This is a genomic window from Tardiphaga sp. 20_F10_N6_6 (genome assembly GCF_052076045.1).
GTDB classification, from domain to species: Bacteria; Pseudomonadota; Alphaproteobacteria; order Rhizobiales; family Xanthobacteraceae; genus Tardiphaga; species Tardiphaga robiniae.
The window spans coordinates 265,511-283,601 of record NZ_CP197239.1 but is presented as its reverse complement, the minus strand read 5'-3'; the positions used below and the strand labels follow the sequence as shown (position 1 = coordinate 283,601).

Genomic DNA, 18,091 nt, shown 5'->3' with positions numbered 1-18,091 from the left:
CGCTCAGGCCGCCGGCTTGTGCGACATCCAGCGACCGGACTCGGCCGCCGGGAAAAGCTCAGCCAGCGCTGCATTGAATGCCGCCGGCTCTTCGCTGGTGATGGTATGGCCGGCACGCGGCAATACCAGAAGACCTGCTGTCGGCACCGTACGCTTGAGAAAGATGCTGGGATCGAGGCACCAATCGTCCTCGTCGCCAACGATGATCAGCAGTGGCGGCGTGAATGTCTCGAGTTGCGGCTTCATCTCCCACAGCATCGGCCGCTTGGCCTGCAGCTCGCGCATGGTCAGCGCGTGCCCGACCGGAGAATGATCCGCCAGCATGCGCGCAAACTCGGCGAAACCACGCGGGTCCTTGTTCTTGTGCGTCTGACGCGTTGCACCATCGGCATAGCGCGCTGCAGCGGTCGGAAAATCGACCGTCTCGAACATTTTTGCGGTTTCGCGCGAGGCTGCACGGCCCTGCTCCACAAAGGCAGGATCGGGACTGGAGCCGTAACCGCAGCTTGCAGCGGTTACCGACAAACAGCGATCCGGATAGTGAATGCCAACATGCAGCGCCGTCGATGCGCCCATGGAATGACCGACGATATGCGCCTTGTCGATTTTCAGTGCATCCATCAATGCGATGACGTCATCGCGTGCAATATCCTGGCCGTAACGCGCTGGATCGGTCGGTACATCCGATGGCGGATAACCGCGCTGGCTGTAGGTGACGCAACGATAGGAGCGCGAGAAGTAACGAAGCTGGGGCTCCCAGGTGCGGTAATCCCCCGCATACTCATGGACGAAAACCACAGGACTCCCGGTGCCGACTTCCTCATAATAGAGTTGCGTCCCGTCGGGCGTCGTCACGTGCGGCATCATCGCCTCCTGCAGTCAGAGCAGATTTCATTTGCACACAAACGAAATGCTAGTAGCGTTATTTCACGACTGCAAGAGGATTTAGTGGATTCAATTTTGGCATATCATTTGCTTACAAACAAATATCGCAACGCCGCATAAACCGATCGAAAAGCCACGCGCCACAACGTTTCTTGAGGAGATGTCATGACCGGTCTTTCGCGACGCGCCTTCACAATGGGCACGGCTGCTACGCTGATGAGCAACGCGCTCGCAACAAATTCGCAGGCGCAGGCGCCGACAAAAATCCGCGTGGGTAGCCTGACACTTCCCGTCTTCGCGCCGATCATCATCAACATCATGAAGGCGCAGAAGTTCGATACCAAGAACGGTTTCGAGGCCGAAGTTCAGGTCTACCCTTCCTTCTCCTCTTATTATGCGGGCCTCGCCACCGGCGAAATCGACACGCTGATCGGCGGGCCCACCTACTTCCAGAAGCTGCGCCTCGAAGGCGTGCCGCTGCAAATCGTCGCAACAGGTGCCACGCTCGCCGATCTCGTCATCATCACCAAGGACCCGGCCATCAAGTCGCTGGCCGACCTGAAAGGCAAGCAACTCGCCGCCGATATGGGCAGCGGGCAATTCCAGATCCTGTCGATCTACGCGAAATCCAAAAAGATGGACCTGGCCAAGGACATGACATTGGTCAACGCGAACTTTGCTGTAGCGCGTGCGCAGCTTGCCGCCGGCCGCGTCGACGCCGCGATGATCATCGAGCCGATCGCCACCATGATGATGAAGGACGATCCGTCGCTGAAGATCATCTTCAACGCCAATGACGGATGGAAGGAGATTGCGGGCACCACCGGCTGGGAGCTGGTCTACGCCATGCGCGAGGATACCATCAAGAAAGCCCCGGATGCGCCCAAGAAATTCGTCGCGGCGCTTGCGGACGTCACCAAATATCTGCGCAGCGATCCGGACGGTGCCGACAAGATCGCAGTCGAGACCGTGAAGCTGCCGCCCGGCATCCTGAAGGAAGCCGTGCTCGCCAAGCGCTGGGACTTCGACGCCAAGCCAGCCTGGGACGCCACCGAACGCAAGAGCATCTGGGATACGTTCGAGCGCGCCGTCGCCGCCGGCTTCCATCCAAAGCTGCCTGACGAAGCGATCATCTATGCCCCCTGACGAGCCGAGACCTGCCACGCCATTCGAGGAACCGATCTTCGAAAGGTCACCGCGAAGCCTGATGATCTCCAGCCTGCCGCGCGAGACGATCATATCGATCGTGCTCTTCGCAGCGGTCTGGCAGGTCATGTCCTATCTGGCGCCGACGTTGGGCATTCCTGCTTTCGCAATCCCGGGCCTTGGCCGTATTGCCGAAAGCCTGGCCAAGATCACCCCGCTCGACGTCGCGGTGACGCTCGGCCGTGTGTTGCTGTCACTGGTCGTTTCCTTCGTCATCGGACTGCTGGTGGCGGTGCTGATGTATCTGTCCGAAAGCATCGAGAAATATCTGCGGCCGATGGTGCGGATCCTGATGGCGGTACCGGTCGTCTCCTGGATCCTGTTCGCGGTGCTGTGGTTCAAGGGCGTCGAATTCCGCATCGTCTTCGTGCTGGTTGTGGTCTGCGCACCGGTTTTCACGGTCGACGCCCTCGACAACATGCGCGAGGTGTCGCGTGACCTGAAGCAGATGATCCGCTCATTCAGGCCGACGCCGTTGCAGTTCTTTCACAAGCTGATGCTGCCAGCGATCACGCCGGGGATCATCACGAGCTGGAAGATCACCCTCAGCCTCGCCATACGCGTTGTCACCATCGCTGAACTCGTCGGCGCAGTGACCGGCATCGGGCATCAGCTCTCGGTCGCACAGGAATTGTTCTCGGTGGCCGACGTGTTCGCCTGGACGCTGGTGCTGGTCATATTGCTGTTCTTCCTCGAAGCGCTGCTCGTCAGACTCGAAACACACGTATTGCGGTGGCGGGCATGACGGCAGCTTCAGCGCCCATCGAGATCGCCGGCCTGCGCAAGGTATTTCGCCAGACCACCTCCGGCCAGTCGATCACAGCCATCGACCAGTTGTCGCTGCGGATCGAGCCCGGCGAACTCATCGCCATCGTGGGCAAGACCGGTTGCGGTAAGTCGACCCTGTTCGACCTCTTGATCGGACTCGAACATCCTACCGCCGGCAGCATCACCATCGGCGGCAAGACGCCCTATGACGACTTCAACGCCTTCCGCGGCAAGATCGCGACGATCTTCCAGCAGGACCGGCTGTTTCCGTGGCGCTCCGCACTCGACAACGTCAAGCTCCCACTCGAACTGATCGGCATCGCCGAAGATGTTCAGCAGGAGCGTGCGCTGACGTGGCTGAAGCGGCTGGGGTTGGAAAAATTCGCCAATGCCTATCCGCGCGAACTTTCCGGCGGCATGCGCCAGCGTGTGGCGATTGCGCGCGCCTTTGCCGTACAGCCGGAGATCCTGTTGGCGGATGAATCCTTCAGCGCGCTGGATGAAGTCACCGCCAACGAGCTGCGCAAGACCTTCGTCGAACTGGCACGAGAGTTTAAATCGACCGCGATCCTGATCACGCATCAGCTCGAAGAAGCCATGGCCGTGGGCGACCGCATCGTCGTGTTCGGCAAGTCAGCGGCGCTTTTGGCGGACGTGCGAATGTCAGACTGGGATCGTGCGGACTATCCCCTGCTCCGCGAAGCGATTCAGAATACACTGCAGGCAAACGCGCCGGATGCGAGATTGAGGCGCTAAACAACGATCCACCGACCTCTCCACGTCGTGCCCGGGCTTGTCCCGGGCATCCACGACTTGGCCGCTAGTCCAGACGGACGTGGGTGGCCGGGACAAGCCCGGCCATGACGGTGTGGACCTAAACTACATCACCCCATGATCGCCTTCGCCGCGTTCCCCATGGCTTCCACCGACGCATCGCCCGTATCCGTGAAGCACAGGATACGACACGGGCATGACTCAAGCCCATCATAGCGCCACGGGAATGCGCCGATCAGGCAACGCTGGTTCAGCATTAGCTCGATGTCGCCGCCGATATTCTCGGCATGCAACAAGCCTTCCTGGAACGCGTAATTGTGGAACGGAAACATGTCGGCAGTCACGTGGCGGCCCGAGAGCTTGTGATTATACTCAAACGTGCCGAAGAATTCCGCCGGCGTCTTGCCGTGCTTCTTGGTGAACTGCGCAGCGATGTCCGGCCGCATGTTGCGGATCGAGGTGTTCATCGAGTGATCGCAGGAACCCGTGTCCATGCCGAACCATTTGATCTTCTTCTCCAGCATCCAGTGCAGCGTGTCGAGGTTCGGACCGGGGTGATAGCAGAAGTACTTCACCAGATCCTGCTGCGCCTGCCCTTCGTAATATTTGTGCCAGCCGGTGTGCAGGATCAGAATGTCACCTTCCCGAATATCCGCGCCGGACTTCTCAAGCATCTCAGGCGTGATCACCGCCCAGTCGTGCATCTGGCTTGAGATGTCGACGACGACGCCGCGATTGAACAGGTAGTCCAGCGGCAGCGAGGCCATGTCGCCCTTGCGCCCGTCGGTGGCGTGCATCGCGCCGTCGAAATGGGTGCCGGCATGCAGCGCCGTCTCGATCCGCTGCGCCACGATCATCTGCGTCTGCAGGTTCTGCGCATAATACATCTTGTTGCCGGCATAGCCGACCCAGCCGGGCGTGTGGATGTTCATGACGTGGGAGAGATCGACGACTTTCATGGTGCTGTCCTTCATCGTTTCGGGGCGCCCACCGGCAGGTGGAAATCGTAAGCATGCAAACAATTCTGCGCAATGCCCGCAGATGCAGGATCAGGGCCAAAAACAGATGGACAAACGCTGGGCTGCCACGACAATCCTCGATTGTGAAAGCGCCGTTCAGCGCTTGCGTTGACATCGATAAACCCGGCGGATACGCCAATTTAATGAACTGCTGCAAAGACAGCGTCAGCGATGCGGCCACTGCCGTTTCGGTGCAGGTGCCACGATCAGGCACGTTACCAGGAGTGGCGTTGCCATGATGGATTTCGCCACCCGGGTCCACAATCACAACTACCGGCTTGATCCGATCATCCGGTCGCTGCTGGACACCGACTTCTACAAATTCCTGATGCATCAATTCATCTGGATGCTTTATCCGAAGGTGCCCGTGACCTTCGGCCTGATCAATCGGACCAAAACCGTCCGCCTTGCCGAGATCATTCCGGAAGCGGTGCTGCGCGCGCAGCTCGATCATGCCCGCACGCTTTCATTCCGAGAGAACGAACTGATCTGGCTGGCCGGCAACCGCTTCTATGGCCGCCGCGACATTTTCCGTCCGGAATATATCGAGTATCTGCGCAGCTTCAGGTTGCCTGACTACAAGCTTGAGACCATCGATGGTCAATATGTCCTCACCTTCGAAGGTGACTGGGCCGAAGTCACGATGTGGGAGATCTACGCCCTCGCCATCGTCAGCGAATTGCGGTCGCGGATCGCCATGGCCACGCTGGACAAGTTCGAGCTGGATATCCTCTACGCCCAGACCAAGACCAAGATCTGGAACAAGATCAAGAAGCTGAAATCCTATCCGGACATGCGGCTCGCGGAATTCGGCACCCGTCGCCGCCACGGCTTCCTGTGGCAGGAATGGGTGACGGACGCGATGGCCAACGAGCTTGGCCGCAGCTTCGTCGGAACGTCGAACGCCCTGCTCGCCTTCAAGCATTCATTCGAAGCCATCGGCACCAATTCGCACGAACTGCCGATGGTGTTCGCCTGCCTCGCCGAAAACGACGACCAGCTGAAGACCGCGCAATATGACGTGCTGGCGAAATGGCAGGAGGTCTATGACGGCGAATTGCTGATCATTCTGCCCGATACGTTCGGCATGACGCAGTTCCTGCGCGACGCACCGCCCTGGGCCTCACAATGGACCGGCATGCGCATGGACAGCAAGGAGCCGGTTGCGGCGGGCGAAGAGATGATCGCCTGGTACGCGATGCGCGGCGAGGATCCGCGCAAGAAGCGCGCGATGTTCAGTGATGGCCTCGAAGTCGACCTGATGATCGATCTGCATCAGCGCTTCCGCGGCCGCATTCGCGAGAGCTTCGGCTGGGGCACCATGGCGACCAACGACTTCCGCGGCGCCCACCCGCGCGGGCTCGATTCACTCGACCCGATCAGCCTGGTCTGCAAGGTCACCTATGCCAACGGCCGCTCGGCCGTGAAGCTGTCGGACAATCCCGCCAAGACCACCGGCAGCAGCCCTGCAGAGATCGAACGCTATCTACGCATCTTCGGCCGCGAAGGCGTCGCCGAACAGCCGGTGATCGTCTAGCCAGAACCGCAAACGCAAAAAAGCGCCGCCCGGTTTCCCGGACGGCGCTTTGTTCTTGTGTATCGGAAGTTCGCTTACAGAAGCCCCGCTCCCCGCGCCCACTTGTACTTGGCGCCGAGCACCTCGACCGGAAGTTCGGTCGAATAGGCGTAAGCCGGAATGCCGTTCTGGTAGAGATATTCGGCGGCTTCCTCGACTTCCACGTCGCCCGCAAGCGAAGCCACCATCGGCTTCTCGATGCCCTTGGCCTTCATCTCGTTCTTGATCTCGACCATGTTGCGCGCGAACACCATCGGCGGCGTCACGATCGTGTGCCAGTAGCCGAGGATCAGCGAGTGGATGCGATCATCGGTGAGACCCAGCTTCACGGTGTTGACGTAAGTGATCGGCGGTTCGCCACCGGTGATGTCGACCGGGTTGCCGGCGGCACCGAACGGCGGAATGAACTTGCGGAACGCCGCATCCAGATCCGGCGGCATCGCCATCAGCGACATGCCGTTATCGACCACCGCATCCGACAGCAGCACGCCCGACCCACCGGCACCGGTGATAATCAGCACGTTCTCGCCCTTCGGCGTCGGCAGCACGGGAATGCCACGAGCGAATTCGAGCAGCTGGCGCAGCGAGCGGGCGCGAATGACCCCCGACTGCTTCAGCACGTCCTCATAGATCTTGTCGTTGCCGGCAAGTGCGCCGGTATGCGACGAGGCCGCCTTGGCGCCGGCCGAGGTGCGGCCGGCCTTCAGGACGACAACCGGCTTGATCTTGGAGACGCGCTTGGCGGCTTCGGCGAAGGCACGGCCATCCTTCAGATCCTCGCAGTGCTGTGCGATGATCGTGGTGTTGGGATCCTGCTCGAAGAAGGCGAGCAGATCGTCCTCGTCGATATCCGACTTGTTGCCGAGACCGACGATCGCCGACACGCCCATCTTGGCAGAGCGCGAGAAGCCAATGATCGCCATACCGATGCCGCCGGACTGCGACGACAATGCCGCCGAACCCTTCACGTCATAGGCCGTACAGAAAGTCGCGCAGAGATTGGCCGGCGTATAATAGAAGCCATAGATATTCGGCCCCATCAGACGGACGTCATATTTCTTGCCGATTTCGACGATCTCTTCCTGCAATGCAGGCTCGTTGGCTTCGGCAAAGCCCGACGGGATCAGCACCGCGCCCGGAATTTTCTTCTCGCCGCATTCGATCAACGCACCTGCAACGAACTTGGCGGGAATTGCGAATACCGCGGTGTCGATCACGCCCGGGACATCCTTGACGCTCTTATAGGCCTTGCGGCCCATGATCTCTTCGGCCTTCGGATGGATCGGGTAGATGTCGCCCTTGTAGCCGCCGTTGATGAGGTTCTTCATCACCGAATTGCCGATCTTGCCATCTTCGGCGGAAGCGCCGATCACAGCGACGGCCTTCGGCATCATGATGCGGTTCATCGCCGTGACGATTTCGGCGTTGGAGCGCGGCGCAGGGCGCGGTTTGTAGTCGAAGTCGACGACGATGCGCACGTCGGCGGCAATCGCGTCTTTCTTGGTGGCGAAGACCGGGTTGAGATCGAGTTCGACCATTTCCGGGAAATCGCTGACGAGCTGCGATACCTTGACGATGATGTCGGCCAGCGCTTCGCGGTTGGCGGGATCGCCGCCGCGCACGCCATGCAACATCTCGGCGGCCTGAATGCCATCGAGCATCGACAGCGCGTCATCATTGGTGGCGGGCGCGAGGCGGAAAGTGACGTCCTTCAGCACTTCGACGAGCACACCGCCGAGGCCGAAGGCCACCAGCTTGCCGAACGAACCATCGGTGATCGAACCGATGATCACTTCGGTACCGCCCATCAGCATCTGCTGAACCTGGATACCTTCTATCTTGGCATCGGCCTTGTACTTCTTGGCATTGGCCAGAATGGTGTCGTAAGCTTTCTGCGCGTCTTCGGCGGTCTTGACGCCGACAATGACGCCGCCCGCTTCGGTCTTGTGGAGAATGTCCGGCGAGACGATCTTCATTACGACCGGGAAGCCCATGCCGCTTGCCATCTTGGCAGCGTCAGCGGCTGAGGTGGCCACACCTTCCTTCGGCACGGGAATGCCGTATGCGTCACACACAAGCTTGCCCTCGGGGGCGGTCAGGCTGGTGCGCTTGTCGGCTTTGACCGCATCGAGAACTTTGCGGACGGCCTGTTTCGCCGATGGTGTTGCTTCTTTGACGGCAAGATTCGATTGGGACATGGCTTCCTCCTTCACGTCTTTTCCAATAGACGGATTGATGGCATTTGGTATGCCAGAAACTTGATTGTCAAGGCGCGTTGCAGCGCAAAATTGCTGAAATAGCTGTCATCTTGACATGCTGGCATCTGGTATGCCAAAAATTCTTGACGTTATTTCTGTGGTAGGACATCTCGACTGGAGATGATTCATGCCCACGCGAAAACAAACCAAGGCGCCGTCCGTCATGTCTGAAGCCGATATCGCGATCGTTCGGATTGCACCGGAGACCAGCTTCAAGACCAAGGCCTATGAAGCCTTGAAAGAAGCCATTCTTAAGATGGACATCTACACCTCACCCGATCCGGTGATGCTTGACGAGCGCGCTCTGTCGGAACGGCTCGGTGTCAGCCGCACACCTATCCGCGAAGCCATTGCGATGCTGGAGCAGGATGGCTTCGTAAAGACTGTGCCACGCCGCGGCATCGTCGTTGTCAGAAAGACCAAGGTCGAGATCGTCGACATGATCCGCGCCTGGGCGGCGCTGGAAAGCATGGCCGCGCGTCTGATCACGACCACCGCACGCAAAAAAGATATCTCGGCGCTGCGCGACTTTTTCAAGGACTTCAACAAGGACCGTCTGCCACAGGACCACGTTGAGGAATATTCGAAAGCGAATATCGCTTTCCACCAGGCACTGATCTCGCTCAGCGAGTCGCCAGTGCTGGTCGATATGACCAACGATATTCTGCTGCATGTGCGTGGCTATCGTCAGCTGACCATCGGACGCACGGACCGTACCGCGACGTCCCTGCCCGAACATCTGGCCATCATCGAAGCGCTTGAGGAGCGCAACACCGAGCTCGCGGAAAAGCGCGCGCGCGATCACACGCTCGGTCTGGCTTCTTATGTCGAAGCCCACGGCCAGGAATTGTTTACGTAAGCGCCGTCTCGCGACGGTTCACCACTCCGCACCACGTCCAATTGAGCAACGACCAACAGTCACAAGAAAAGTCAGGGAGAGCGGGATGTCCGCAGTAGTCCAGAGCATCGATACCAACGCAGCCGCCGAGCAGGAGTTGACCGATGGCTTCCATCTGATCATCGATGCGCTCAAGCTCAATGGCCTCAACACGATCTATGGCGTGCCGGGCATTCCGATTACCGACTTCGGCCGCATGGCGCAGGCCGAGGGCATCCGCGTGCTCTCGTTCCGTCACGAACAGGCCGCCGGCTATGCCGCATCGATCGCGGGCTATCTCACCAAGAAGCCTGGCGTCTGCCTGACCGTGTCGGCCCCCGGCTTCCTCAACGGCCTTACGGCGCTGGCTCACGCCACCACCAACTGCTTCCCGATGATCCTGATCTCGGGCTCGTCCGAGCGCGAGATCGTCGACCTGCAGCAGGGCGACTATGAGGAAATGGATCAGCTCGCGATCGCCAAGCCGCTATGTAAGGCCGCGTTTCGCGTGCTGCATGCGGCCGACATCGGCATCGGTCTCGCCCGCGCGATCCGCGCCGCGGTGTCCGGTCGTCCCGGCGGTGTCTATCTCGATCTGCCGGCCAAGCTGTTCGGTCAGGTGATGAATGCCGATGCGGGCAAGAAATCGCTCGTCAAGGTGATCGACGCCGCGCCGGCGCAGATCCCTGCCCCGGATTCGATCAAGCGCGCGCTCGACGTGCTGAAATCGGCGAAGAAGCCGCTGATCATCCTCGGCAAGGGCGCCGCCTATGCGCAGGCCGACGACGCTGTGAAGGCACTTGTCGAGACATCCGGCATTCCGTTCCTGCCCATGAGCATGGCCAAGGGCCTTCTGCCTGACACCCATCCGCAGTGCGCGGGCGCTGCACGCTCCACCGTGCTGAAGGACTCGGACGTCGTCATGCTGATCGGCGCACGCCTCAACTGGCTGCTGTCGCACGGCAAGGGCAAGGCCTGGGGCAGCGCGCCCAAGAAGTTCATCCAGATCGACATCGAGCCGAAGGAAATGGATTCCAACGTCGAGATCGTCGCACCCGTCGTTGGCGATATCGGCTCCTGCGTCACTGCCCTGCTCGATGGCATGGGCAAGAGCTGGCAGAAGGCATCGTCCGACTGGACATCAGCAGTCACCACGAAGCGCGACGAGAACGTCGCGAAGATGGCACCGAAGCTGATGAACAACAATTCGCCGATGGATTACCACGGCGCGCTTGGTGTTCTGCGCACCATCATCGCCGAGCGTCCGGATGCGATGCTCGTCAATGAAGGCGCCAACACGCTCGATCTCGCTCGCGGCATCGTCGACATGTATCAGCCGCGCAAGCGCATCGATGTCGGCACCTGGGGCATCATGGGCATCGGCATGGGCTATTGCGTCGCTGCTGCGGTCGAGACCGGCAAGCCCGTGCTCGCGATCGAAGGCGACAGCGCCTTCGGTTTCTCCGGCATGGAGGTGGAGACGATCTGCCGCTACAATCTGCCGGTCTGCATCGTTGTCTTCAACAATGACGGCATCTATCGCGGCACCGACGTCAATCCGACCGGCGGCTCCGACGTGGCACCGACAGTCTTCGTCAAGGGCTCGCGCTACGACAAGATGATGGAAGCCTTCGGCGGCGTCGGCGTGAACGCGACCTCGCCCGACGAACTCAAGCGCGCCGTGAATGCGGCGATGGATTCCGGCAAGCCGACGCTCATCAATGCGGTGATCGATCCGGCGGCCGGCAGCGAGAGCGGCCGTATCGGCAACCTCAATCCGCAGAGCGTGCTCAGCAAGAAGAAATAACACATCAGGCGGGGTCGCGAGACCCCGTCTCCTTTTCTCATATGCCGAGGCGGCAAAACTAGTTTACGGGAGCAAAACAATGACACAGGCGCTCAAAGGCGTTCGCATTCTGGATTTCACCCACGTTCAGTCCGGCCCGACCTGCACGCAGTTGCTGGCATGGTTTGGCGCCGATGTGATCAAGGTCGAACGGCCCGGCGTTGGCGACATCACCCGCGGCCAGCTGCAGGACGTGCCGAATGTGGACAGCCTGTATTTTACCATGCTGAACCACAACAAGCGTTCGATCACGCTCGACACCAAGAACCCGAAGGGCAAGGAAGTGCTCACCGCGCTGATGAAAGAGTGCGATGTACTCGTCGAGAACTTCGGACCCGGCGTGCTCGACCGCATGGGCTTCCCGTTCGAAAAGATTCAGCAGATCAACCCGAAGATGATTGTTGCCTCGATCAAGGGGTTTGGTCCCGGTCCCTATGAGGACTGCAAGGTCTATGAGAACGTCGCGCAGTGCACCGGCGGTGCAGCTTCCACCACCGGCTTCCGCGACGGCCTGCCACTCGTCACCGGCGCGCAGATCGGCGACTCGGGCACCGGCCTGCATCTCGCACTCGGCATCGTCACCGCGCTGTATCAGCGCACGCAAACCGGCAAGGGCCAGAAGGTCACCGCCGCGATGCAGGACGGCGTGCTCAACCTGTCGCGCGTCAAGCTGCGCGACCAGCAGCGCCTCGCTCACGGTCCGCTCAAGGAATACAGCCAGTTCGGCGAAGGCATTCCGTTCGGCGATGCCGTGCCCCGCGCCGGCAACGACTCCGGCGGTGGTCAGCCCGGCCGCATCCTGAAGTGCAAGGGCTGGGAAACCGACCCGAACGCTTACATCTACTTCATTACCCAGGCGCCGGTCTGGGAGAAGATCTGCGACGTGATCGGCGAACCCACCTGGAAGACCGACCCGGCCTATGCCAAGCCGGCGGTGCGCCTGCCCAAGCTCAACGCGATCTTCGCGCGCATCGAACAGTGGACGATGACCAAGACCAAATTCGAGGCGATGGAAATCCTCAACAAGGATGACATCCCCTGCGGCCCGATCCTGTCCATGAAGGAACTGGCCGAAGACCAGTCGCTCCGCGCCACCGGCACCGTGGTCGAGGTCGATCACCCCGAGCGCGGCAAGTATCTGTCGGTTGGTAATCCGATTAAGCTATCGGAAAGCCCTACCGAAGTGACCCGCTCGCCCCTGCTCGGCGAACATACCGACGAAATCCTCAAGCAGGTGCTGGGCTTCAGCGATCATCAGGTGGCCGAAATCCACGACTCCGGCGCACTCGATCCGCCGCGGAAGGTTGCCGCTGAGTAATTTCGCCAGTTATTTCAAATAATTACATGCGAAAGGCCGCCGATTGGCGGCCTTTTTCATTTACGGTGATCCAAGCGGAACTTTAATAAGAAAATCAAATCGACCTATATCGCACTGCAAAATCCTCATGCTGCTATGCAAACAAGACAATTGTCCTTGGCATCTGGTATACGTAAATTGATCCCAGATGAGGCGCCAAGATGCGGCGGCCTTAAGCAAAGGATCAAATCATGTCGAAGACTGCTTCTCTCGACCTCGCGACATCCACCAGCTTCTTCGCTCGCTTCATGGCCTCACTCGATCGCGCGCTGATGGCCAGCGCACGCATCTCGGCCCGCAACGGCGACCTGCCCCGCTTCGGCCTGTAAGGCTGCGACGTCACTACTTTTACGCGGCCAGCCCGCGCAAAATTCTCTGCGTTCCTCCCGACGACTGGCCCCGGATTTCCGGGGCCGTTTTTTTGTTTGTGTAGTTGCATCGCAGCGACGTCTCGCGCTCCCTGCGACATTTCAGCCTCCCCGGCTTTTAACGGCTCTAATCGCTTGCCGCTTGGCATATCGCATACCAAAATGCGCAAACGGTAATGCTTCACGTCTGAATAGAAAGCATACCTGGGGAGGACAAAGGCTGCGCTGCCTTCGCGGGCGAGCAACGCCATACGCGCAATGACAGAGCGATCCAGACCCACTCATCCTTTTTGCAGGCGAGCCGCTTCGATGCTCGACAGTCTGACGTGCGCATATGGCGCATGCAAGGGCGCGTTTGAACACCTGCAGTCAGGACATTCGAAGGAAGACCCGACCACGCACTGACGATTTCAAAGTCGACGAACGATCGACGCTATCAAAACGCATCGGAGAGAAACAATGAAACGCCTAGGTTCATGTCTCACGCTGGCCGCCGCTGCATCCATTCTCTGCCTGGGAGCGTCTCTCCCGGCATCTGCTGCATGGGAGCCGACGCGCCCCGTCGAATTGATCGTTCCCGCGGGCACCGGCGGCGGCGCCGATCAGATGGCGCGCACCATTCAGGGCATCATCACCAAGCACAGTCTGATGAAACAGCCGCTTGTCGTCATCAACAAGTCGGGAGGCGCGGGCGGTGAAGGTTTCCTCGACGTGAAGTCGGCGAACAACAATCCGCACAAGATCATCATCACGTTGTCGAACCTGTTCACGACACCGCTCGCCACCGGCATTCCCTTCAACTGGAAGGATCTCACGCCGGTCGCGATGCTGGCACTCGACGAGTTCGTACTGTGGGTGAATGCCGACAAGCCCTACAAGACCGTGAAGGACTATATCGACGCCGTGAAGGCCGCACCAGCCGGCACGATCAAGATGGGCGGCACCGGCTCGAAGCAGGAAGACCAGATCATCACGGTCGCAGTCGAGAAAGCGATCGGCAGCAAGTTCACTTACATCCCTTACAAGGGCGGCGGTGAAGTCGCAGTACAGCTCGTTGGCCAGCATGTCGATTCAACCGTGAACAATCCGATCGAGGCAGTCGCGCAGTGGCGCGGCGGCAAGGTGCGTCCGCTCTGCGTCTTCGACAGCAAGCCGATGGCCTATGACGAACAGGTTGCCGACGGCAAGGGCTGGAAGGACATTCCGACCTGCAAGTCGCAGGGACTCGACATCGAATATGTGATGCTGCGCGGCATCTTCATGGGGCCGAAAGCGACGAAGGATCAGATCGACTATTATGTCGAACTGTTCAAGAAGGTCCGCGCGACGCCCGAGTGGCAGGACCTGATGAAGAGCGGCGCCTTCAACACGACCTTCATGACCGGCGGTGAATATGCCAGCTGGGTTGGCACCGAAGAGAAGCGCCACGAGACGCTGATGAAGGAAGCCGGCTTCCTCGCGCAAGGCAACTGACGCAGGCGCCATGACGCCGGACCTGATCGCACATCAGGTCCGGCACATGCAACACGCTGATCGACGCTGATCTCTCACACAGAGTTGTCCATGACCACGCAGCAATCTCACAACGTAGGCCCGTCCCACAAATCCGTCGAAGCCGGCGTCACCACCGTCATCGGCCTGTTCGGCGCCATCGTCGTCTATGGCAGCGTCAAGGCCGGCATCAACTGGGGCGCAGAGGGACCGAAAGCCGGATTCTTCCCGTTCTATATCGGGCTGTTCATTATCATCTCCAGCCTCGTCAATATTTGGAACACGCTGCGCGAGGACGACGGCAGCCTGTTCGCCGAATGGGGCCAGTTGCGCCAGGTTTTCAGCGTCGTCATTCCCACCGGCATCTATGTCGGCGTCCTGCCGTTCATCGGACTCTACGTGTCCTCGATGATCTTCATCGCTTGGTTCATGCGTTGGCTTGGCAAATATGAGTGGCCGATCATCGCCGCTATCTCTCTTGGCATGCCTGTCGTCACCTACCTGATCTTCGAACGCTGGTTTCTCGTGCCGCTCCCCAAAGGACCGCTTGAGGATCTGCTCGGTCTCTGATTTCCGCGATCTTTAATTCCGTTGCGTCTGCCGGTCTCTTTCTGAGGACTACTCGAAATGGAAGAAATTGCTAATCTGTTCCAGGGCTTTGCGGTCGCGCTGCAGCCATTCAACATCGCGGTGATGGTGCTCGGCATCGTGCTGGGTGTCATCATCGGCGTGCTGCCCGGCCTTGGCGGCGCCAACGGCGTTGCGATCCTGCTGCCCCTCACCTTCAGCATGCCGCCGACATCGGCCATCATCATGCTGTCCTGCATCTATTGGGGTGCATTGTTCGGAGGTGCGATCACCTCGATCCTGTTCAACATCCCCGGAGAGCCATGGTCGGTGGCCACGACATTCGACGGCTATCCGATGGCGCAGCAGGGCAAGGCTGCCGAAGCACTAACCGCCGCCTTCACCTCCTCTTTCGTTGGCGCACTGTTCGCCGTCGTCATGATCACCTTGGTCGCGCCGCTGGTCGCAGGCTTCGCCTTACGATTCGGGCCCGCGGAGAAATTCGCGGTCTATTTCCTGGCGTTCTGCAGTTTCGTCGGGCTGAGTAAGGAACCACCTTTCAAGACCATTGCGGCGATGATGATCGGCTTCGCTCTCGCCGCCGTCGGCCTCGATTCCATTACCGGACAACTGAGACTCACGTTCGGCTCGACCGAACTTCTCAATGGCTTCGACTTCCTGATCGCCGTCATTGGCCTGTTCGGTCTTGGCGAAATCTTCCTCACCATGGAGGAAGGCCTGCGCTTCCAGGGCGGCAAGGCGAAGATCGATCTTCGCGTCGTGCTCCGTACCTGGATGAGCTTGCCGCAATACTGGATGACGTCGCTGCGCTCCTGCGTCATCGGCTGCTGGATGGGTGTTACGCCCGCAGGCGCGACACCCGCGTCCTTTATGAGTTACGGCATCGCCAAGCGCGTTTCCAAGAACGGCAACAATTTCGGCAAGGGCGAGATCGAAGGCGTTATCGCTCCGGAAACGGCCGCGCATGCTGCCGGTACCGCAGCCCTGCTTCCGATGCTGTCACTCGGCGTCCCCGGTTCGCCAACTGCCGCTGTGCTTCTTGGTGGTCTGCTGATCTGGGGCCTGCAGCCCGGCCCGATGCTATTCGTCGAGCAGAAGGAGTTCGTCTGGGGCCTAATCGCCTCGATGTATCTCGGCAACCTCGTCGGCCTGATCATCGTGCTGACCTGCGTACCGATCTTCGCAGCGATCCTGCGGGTTCCATTCAGCATCATCGCACCTCTTATCCTGGTGCTCTGTGCGATCGGAGCCTACTCCGTCCACAACTCGACCTTCGACGTGGTGATGATGCTGGTATTCGGAATCATCGGTTACGCACTGAAGAAGTGTAACTATCCCCTCGCCCCGCTGGTGCTGGCCATTGTGCTTGGCGACAAGGCCGAGGAAGCCTTCCGTCAGTCGCTGCTGGGGTCGCAGGGATCGCTCGGGATCTTCTTCTCGAACACGCTGGTGAGCAGCATCATGATCCTCGGCCTGATCGCGCTGTTCTGGTCGGTGATCCAGAACGGCTTCACCCGGCTGCGTACTCGCACTGCAGCAGCGTAAGTAACGATACAAATAACTGTTCAAACCCAAAAGCCGGCGGTCTGGACCGCCGGCTTTGTGCTGTCTTGTAGTATCGCAGTACAGCATTCAGTCATGCGAAACTTGCAGCGGCAAATTGGCAAGATTTCGCTTGTTAGTTGGCATATCATATACCAAACTATCCTTCGCAGCTGTCGAGCTCTCAATAGAACAGCGCTTTAGGAGGAACTATGACTGATGCAGTTCACGGGGTGGCGCCAGCTGCCGCACGTGTCAGCGATGCCTACCGCTGGACACAACTCGCCATCGGCGTTGGCGCGATGGTGATGATCGCCAACTATCAATACGGCTGGACGTTCTTCGTCCCCGACATCCAGAAGAAGTTCGGCTGGGATCGCGCGTCGATCCAGTGGGCCTTCACCCTCTTCGTTCTGTTCGAGACCTGGCTGGTGCCGGTCGAAGGATGGTTCGTCGATAAATACGGCCCGAAGCTCGTCGTCCTTATCGGCGGCATCCTCTGCGGCATCGGCTGGGCGATCAATGCACAGGCGGAAACGCTCAACGGCTTCTATCTCGGCATGATCGTTGCGGGCATCGGCGCAGGCGGCGTCTACGGCACCTGCGTCGGCAATGCCCTGAAGTGGTTTCCTGACAAGCGCGGCCTCGCGGCTGGCATCACTGCCGCAGGCTTTGGTGCCGGCTCCGCCCTCACGGTCGCTCCGATCCAGGCCATGATTCAGGATTCCGGCTTCCAGACCGCATTTCTGTATTTCGGTCTCGGGCAAGGCATCATCATCGTGATCCTCTCCTTCTTCCTGTTCGCGCCAAAGGCTGGACAGGTACCGGCGGTCACGCAGAACGCCAACGTGATCCAGACCCGCCGCAACTACGCGCCGACAGAAGTCATCCGCCATCCGATCTTCTGGCTGATGTACTTCATGTTCGTGATCGTCGGTGCCGGCGGCCTGATGGTGACGGCCAACCTGAAGCCGATTGCGGCCGACTGGAAGATCGACAACGTCCCCGTCACGCTGATGGCCATGACGATGACGGCGGTCACCTTCGCAGCCACCATCGACCGCGTACTCAACGGCCTGACACGTCCGTTCTTCGGCTGGATCTCCGACATGATCGGCCGCGAGAACACAATGTTCATCGCCTTCGGCATGGAAGGCGTCGGCATCTGGGCGCTGTATATGTGGGGTCACGATCCGCTGTGGTTCGTGCTGTTGTCGGGCTTTGTGTTCTTCGCCTGGGGTGAGATCTATTCGCTCTTCCCATCGACCTGCACCGATACCTTCGGCTCCAAGTTCGCAACGACCAATGCCGGCCTGCTCTATACGGCAAAGGGGACGGCAGCACTTCTGGTGCCGGTCGCGAACTACATGCAGCAGTCGTCGGGCACATGGGACAGCGTCTTTCTCATTGCAGCCGGCGCCAACATCCTGGCTTCACTGCTCGCCATTGCGGTGCTGAAGCCTTGGCGTAAGGTCGTCGTCAGCAAAGCGCTTGCGACCTAAAAACGCAAAAAATCTCAAGAAAACAACGCGCTCA

The 18,091-nt window shown here is 59.7% G+C and carries 15 protein-coding genes; 12 read left to right on the top strand and 3 right to left on the bottom strand.

Annotation, left to right across the window (positions count from 1 at the left end; all coding sequences use genetic code 11):
* Positions 1 to 3: 3 nt before the first annotated feature.
* The gene (locus AB7813_RS01205) at positions 4 to 864 is read right to left on the bottom strand and encodes an alpha/beta fold hydrolase (protein WP_089267317.1); all 861 of its coding nucleotides are present in this window, start codon (positions 862 to 864) and stop codon (positions 4 to 6) included.
* A 186-nt stretch (positions 865 to 1,050) separates the two neighbouring features.
* Between AB7813_RS01205 and AB7813_RS01200 the strand changes: the two genes are divergently transcribed.
* From AB7813_RS01200 to AB7813_RS01190, 3 genes are all read left to right on the top strand, one after another.
* Positions 1,051 to 2,031: an ABC transporter substrate-binding protein gene (locus tag AB7813_RS01200; protein ID WP_439063583.1), complete on the top strand. Its 981-nt coding sequence runs from the start codon at positions 1,051 to 1,053 to the stop codon at positions 2,029 to 2,031.
* Positions 2,032 to 2,092: 61 nt separating this feature from the next.
* The gene (locus AB7813_RS01195) at positions 2,093 to 2,836 is read left to right on the top strand and encodes an ABC transporter permease (protein ID WP_439063582.1); all 744 of its coding nucleotides are present in this window, start codon (positions 2,093 to 2,095) and stop codon (positions 2,834 to 2,836) included.
* A complete protein-coding gene (locus tag AB7813_RS01190; protein ID WP_439063581.1) occupies positions 2,833 to 3,615 on the top strand; it encodes an ABC transporter ATP-binding protein in 783 nt (260 codons plus the stop codon). The genes AB7813_RS01195 and AB7813_RS01190 overlap by 4 nt, the downstream gene beginning before the upstream one ends.
* A 128-nt stretch (positions 3,616 to 3,743) precedes the next feature.
* On the opposite strand, the gene AB7813_RS01185 is transcribed toward AB7813_RS01190, so the two are convergent.
* Positions 3,744 to 4,592, bottom strand: coding sequence for a cyclase family protein (locus tag AB7813_RS01185; protein ID WP_170849696.1), 849 nt, complete (start codon positions 4,590 to 4,592; stop codon positions 3,744 to 3,746).
* A 295-nt stretch (positions 4,593 to 4,887) separates the two neighbouring features.
* Between AB7813_RS01185 and pncB the strand changes: the two genes are divergently transcribed.
* Entirely contained in the window at positions 4,888 to 6,189 is a 1,302-nt protein-coding gene (gene pncB / locus AB7813_RS01180; RefSeq protein ID WP_089267118.1) for a nicotinate phosphoribosyltransferase, read from the top strand.
* 74 nt (positions 6,190 to 6,263) lie between these two features.
* Here the strand turns inward: pncB and AB7813_RS01175 are convergent, their stop codons facing one another.
* A complete protein-coding gene (locus AB7813_RS01175) occupies positions 6,264 to 8,426 on the bottom strand; it encodes an acetate--CoA ligase family protein (RefSeq protein WP_093759141.1) in 2,163 nt (720 codons plus the stop codon).
* A 187-nt stretch (positions 8,427 to 8,613) separates the two neighbouring features.
* Between AB7813_RS01175 and AB7813_RS01170 the strand changes: the two genes are divergently transcribed.
* The 8 genes from AB7813_RS01170 to oxlT all read left to right on the top strand — a co-directional run bounded on the left by AB7813_RS01170 (position 8,614) and on the right by oxlT (position 18,057).
* Complete coding sequence (locus AB7813_RS01170; RefSeq protein ID WP_068730533.1) at positions 8,614 to 9,345, top strand: GntR family transcriptional regulator; 732 nt, start codon at positions 8,614 to 8,616, stop codon at positions 9,343 to 9,345.
* A gap of 85 nt (positions 9,346 to 9,430) precedes the next feature.
* A complete protein-coding gene (gene oxc / locus AB7813_RS01165) occupies positions 9,431 to 11,170 on the top strand; it encodes an oxalyl-CoA decarboxylase (protein WP_439063580.1) in 1,740 nt (579 codons plus the stop codon).
* Between the two features lie 79 nt (positions 11,171 to 11,249).
* On the top strand, positions 11,250 to 12,527 hold the full coding sequence (gene frc / locus AB7813_RS01160) for a formyl-CoA transferase (RefSeq protein WP_439063579.1): 1,278 nt from the start codon (positions 11,250 to 11,252) through the stop codon (positions 12,525 to 12,527).
* A 230-nt stretch (positions 12,528 to 12,757) separates the two neighbouring features.
* Positions 12,758 to 12,895, top strand: a complete 138-nt coding sequence (locus AB7813_RS01155) for a hypothetical protein (protein ID WP_199712085.1) — start codon at positions 12,758 to 12,760, stop codon at positions 12,893 to 12,895.
* A 498-nt stretch (positions 12,896 to 13,393) separates the two neighbouring features.
* Entirely contained in the window at positions 13,394 to 14,407 is a 1,014-nt protein-coding gene (locus tag AB7813_RS01150) for a Bug family tripartite tricarboxylate transporter substrate binding protein (RefSeq protein WP_089267115.1), read from the top strand.
* A gap of 90 nt (positions 14,408 to 14,497) precedes the next feature.
* Positions 14,498 to 14,995, top strand: coding sequence for a tripartite tricarboxylate transporter TctB family protein (locus tag AB7813_RS01145; protein ID WP_175367407.1), 498 nt, complete (start codon positions 14,498 to 14,500; stop codon positions 14,993 to 14,995).
* Positions 14,996 to 15,052: 57 nt separating this feature from the next.
* Entirely contained in the window at positions 15,053 to 16,558 is a 1,506-nt protein-coding gene (locus AB7813_RS01140; RefSeq protein WP_089267113.1) for a tripartite tricarboxylate transporter permease, read from the top strand.
* Between the two features lie 209 nt (positions 16,559 to 16,767).
* Complete coding sequence (gene oxlT / locus AB7813_RS01135; RefSeq protein ID WP_089267112.1) at positions 16,768 to 18,057, top strand: oxalate/formate MFS antiporter; 1,290 nt, start codon at positions 16,768 to 16,770, stop codon at positions 18,055 to 18,057.
* The last annotated feature ends 34 nt before the right edge of the window (positions 18,058 to 18,091 follow it).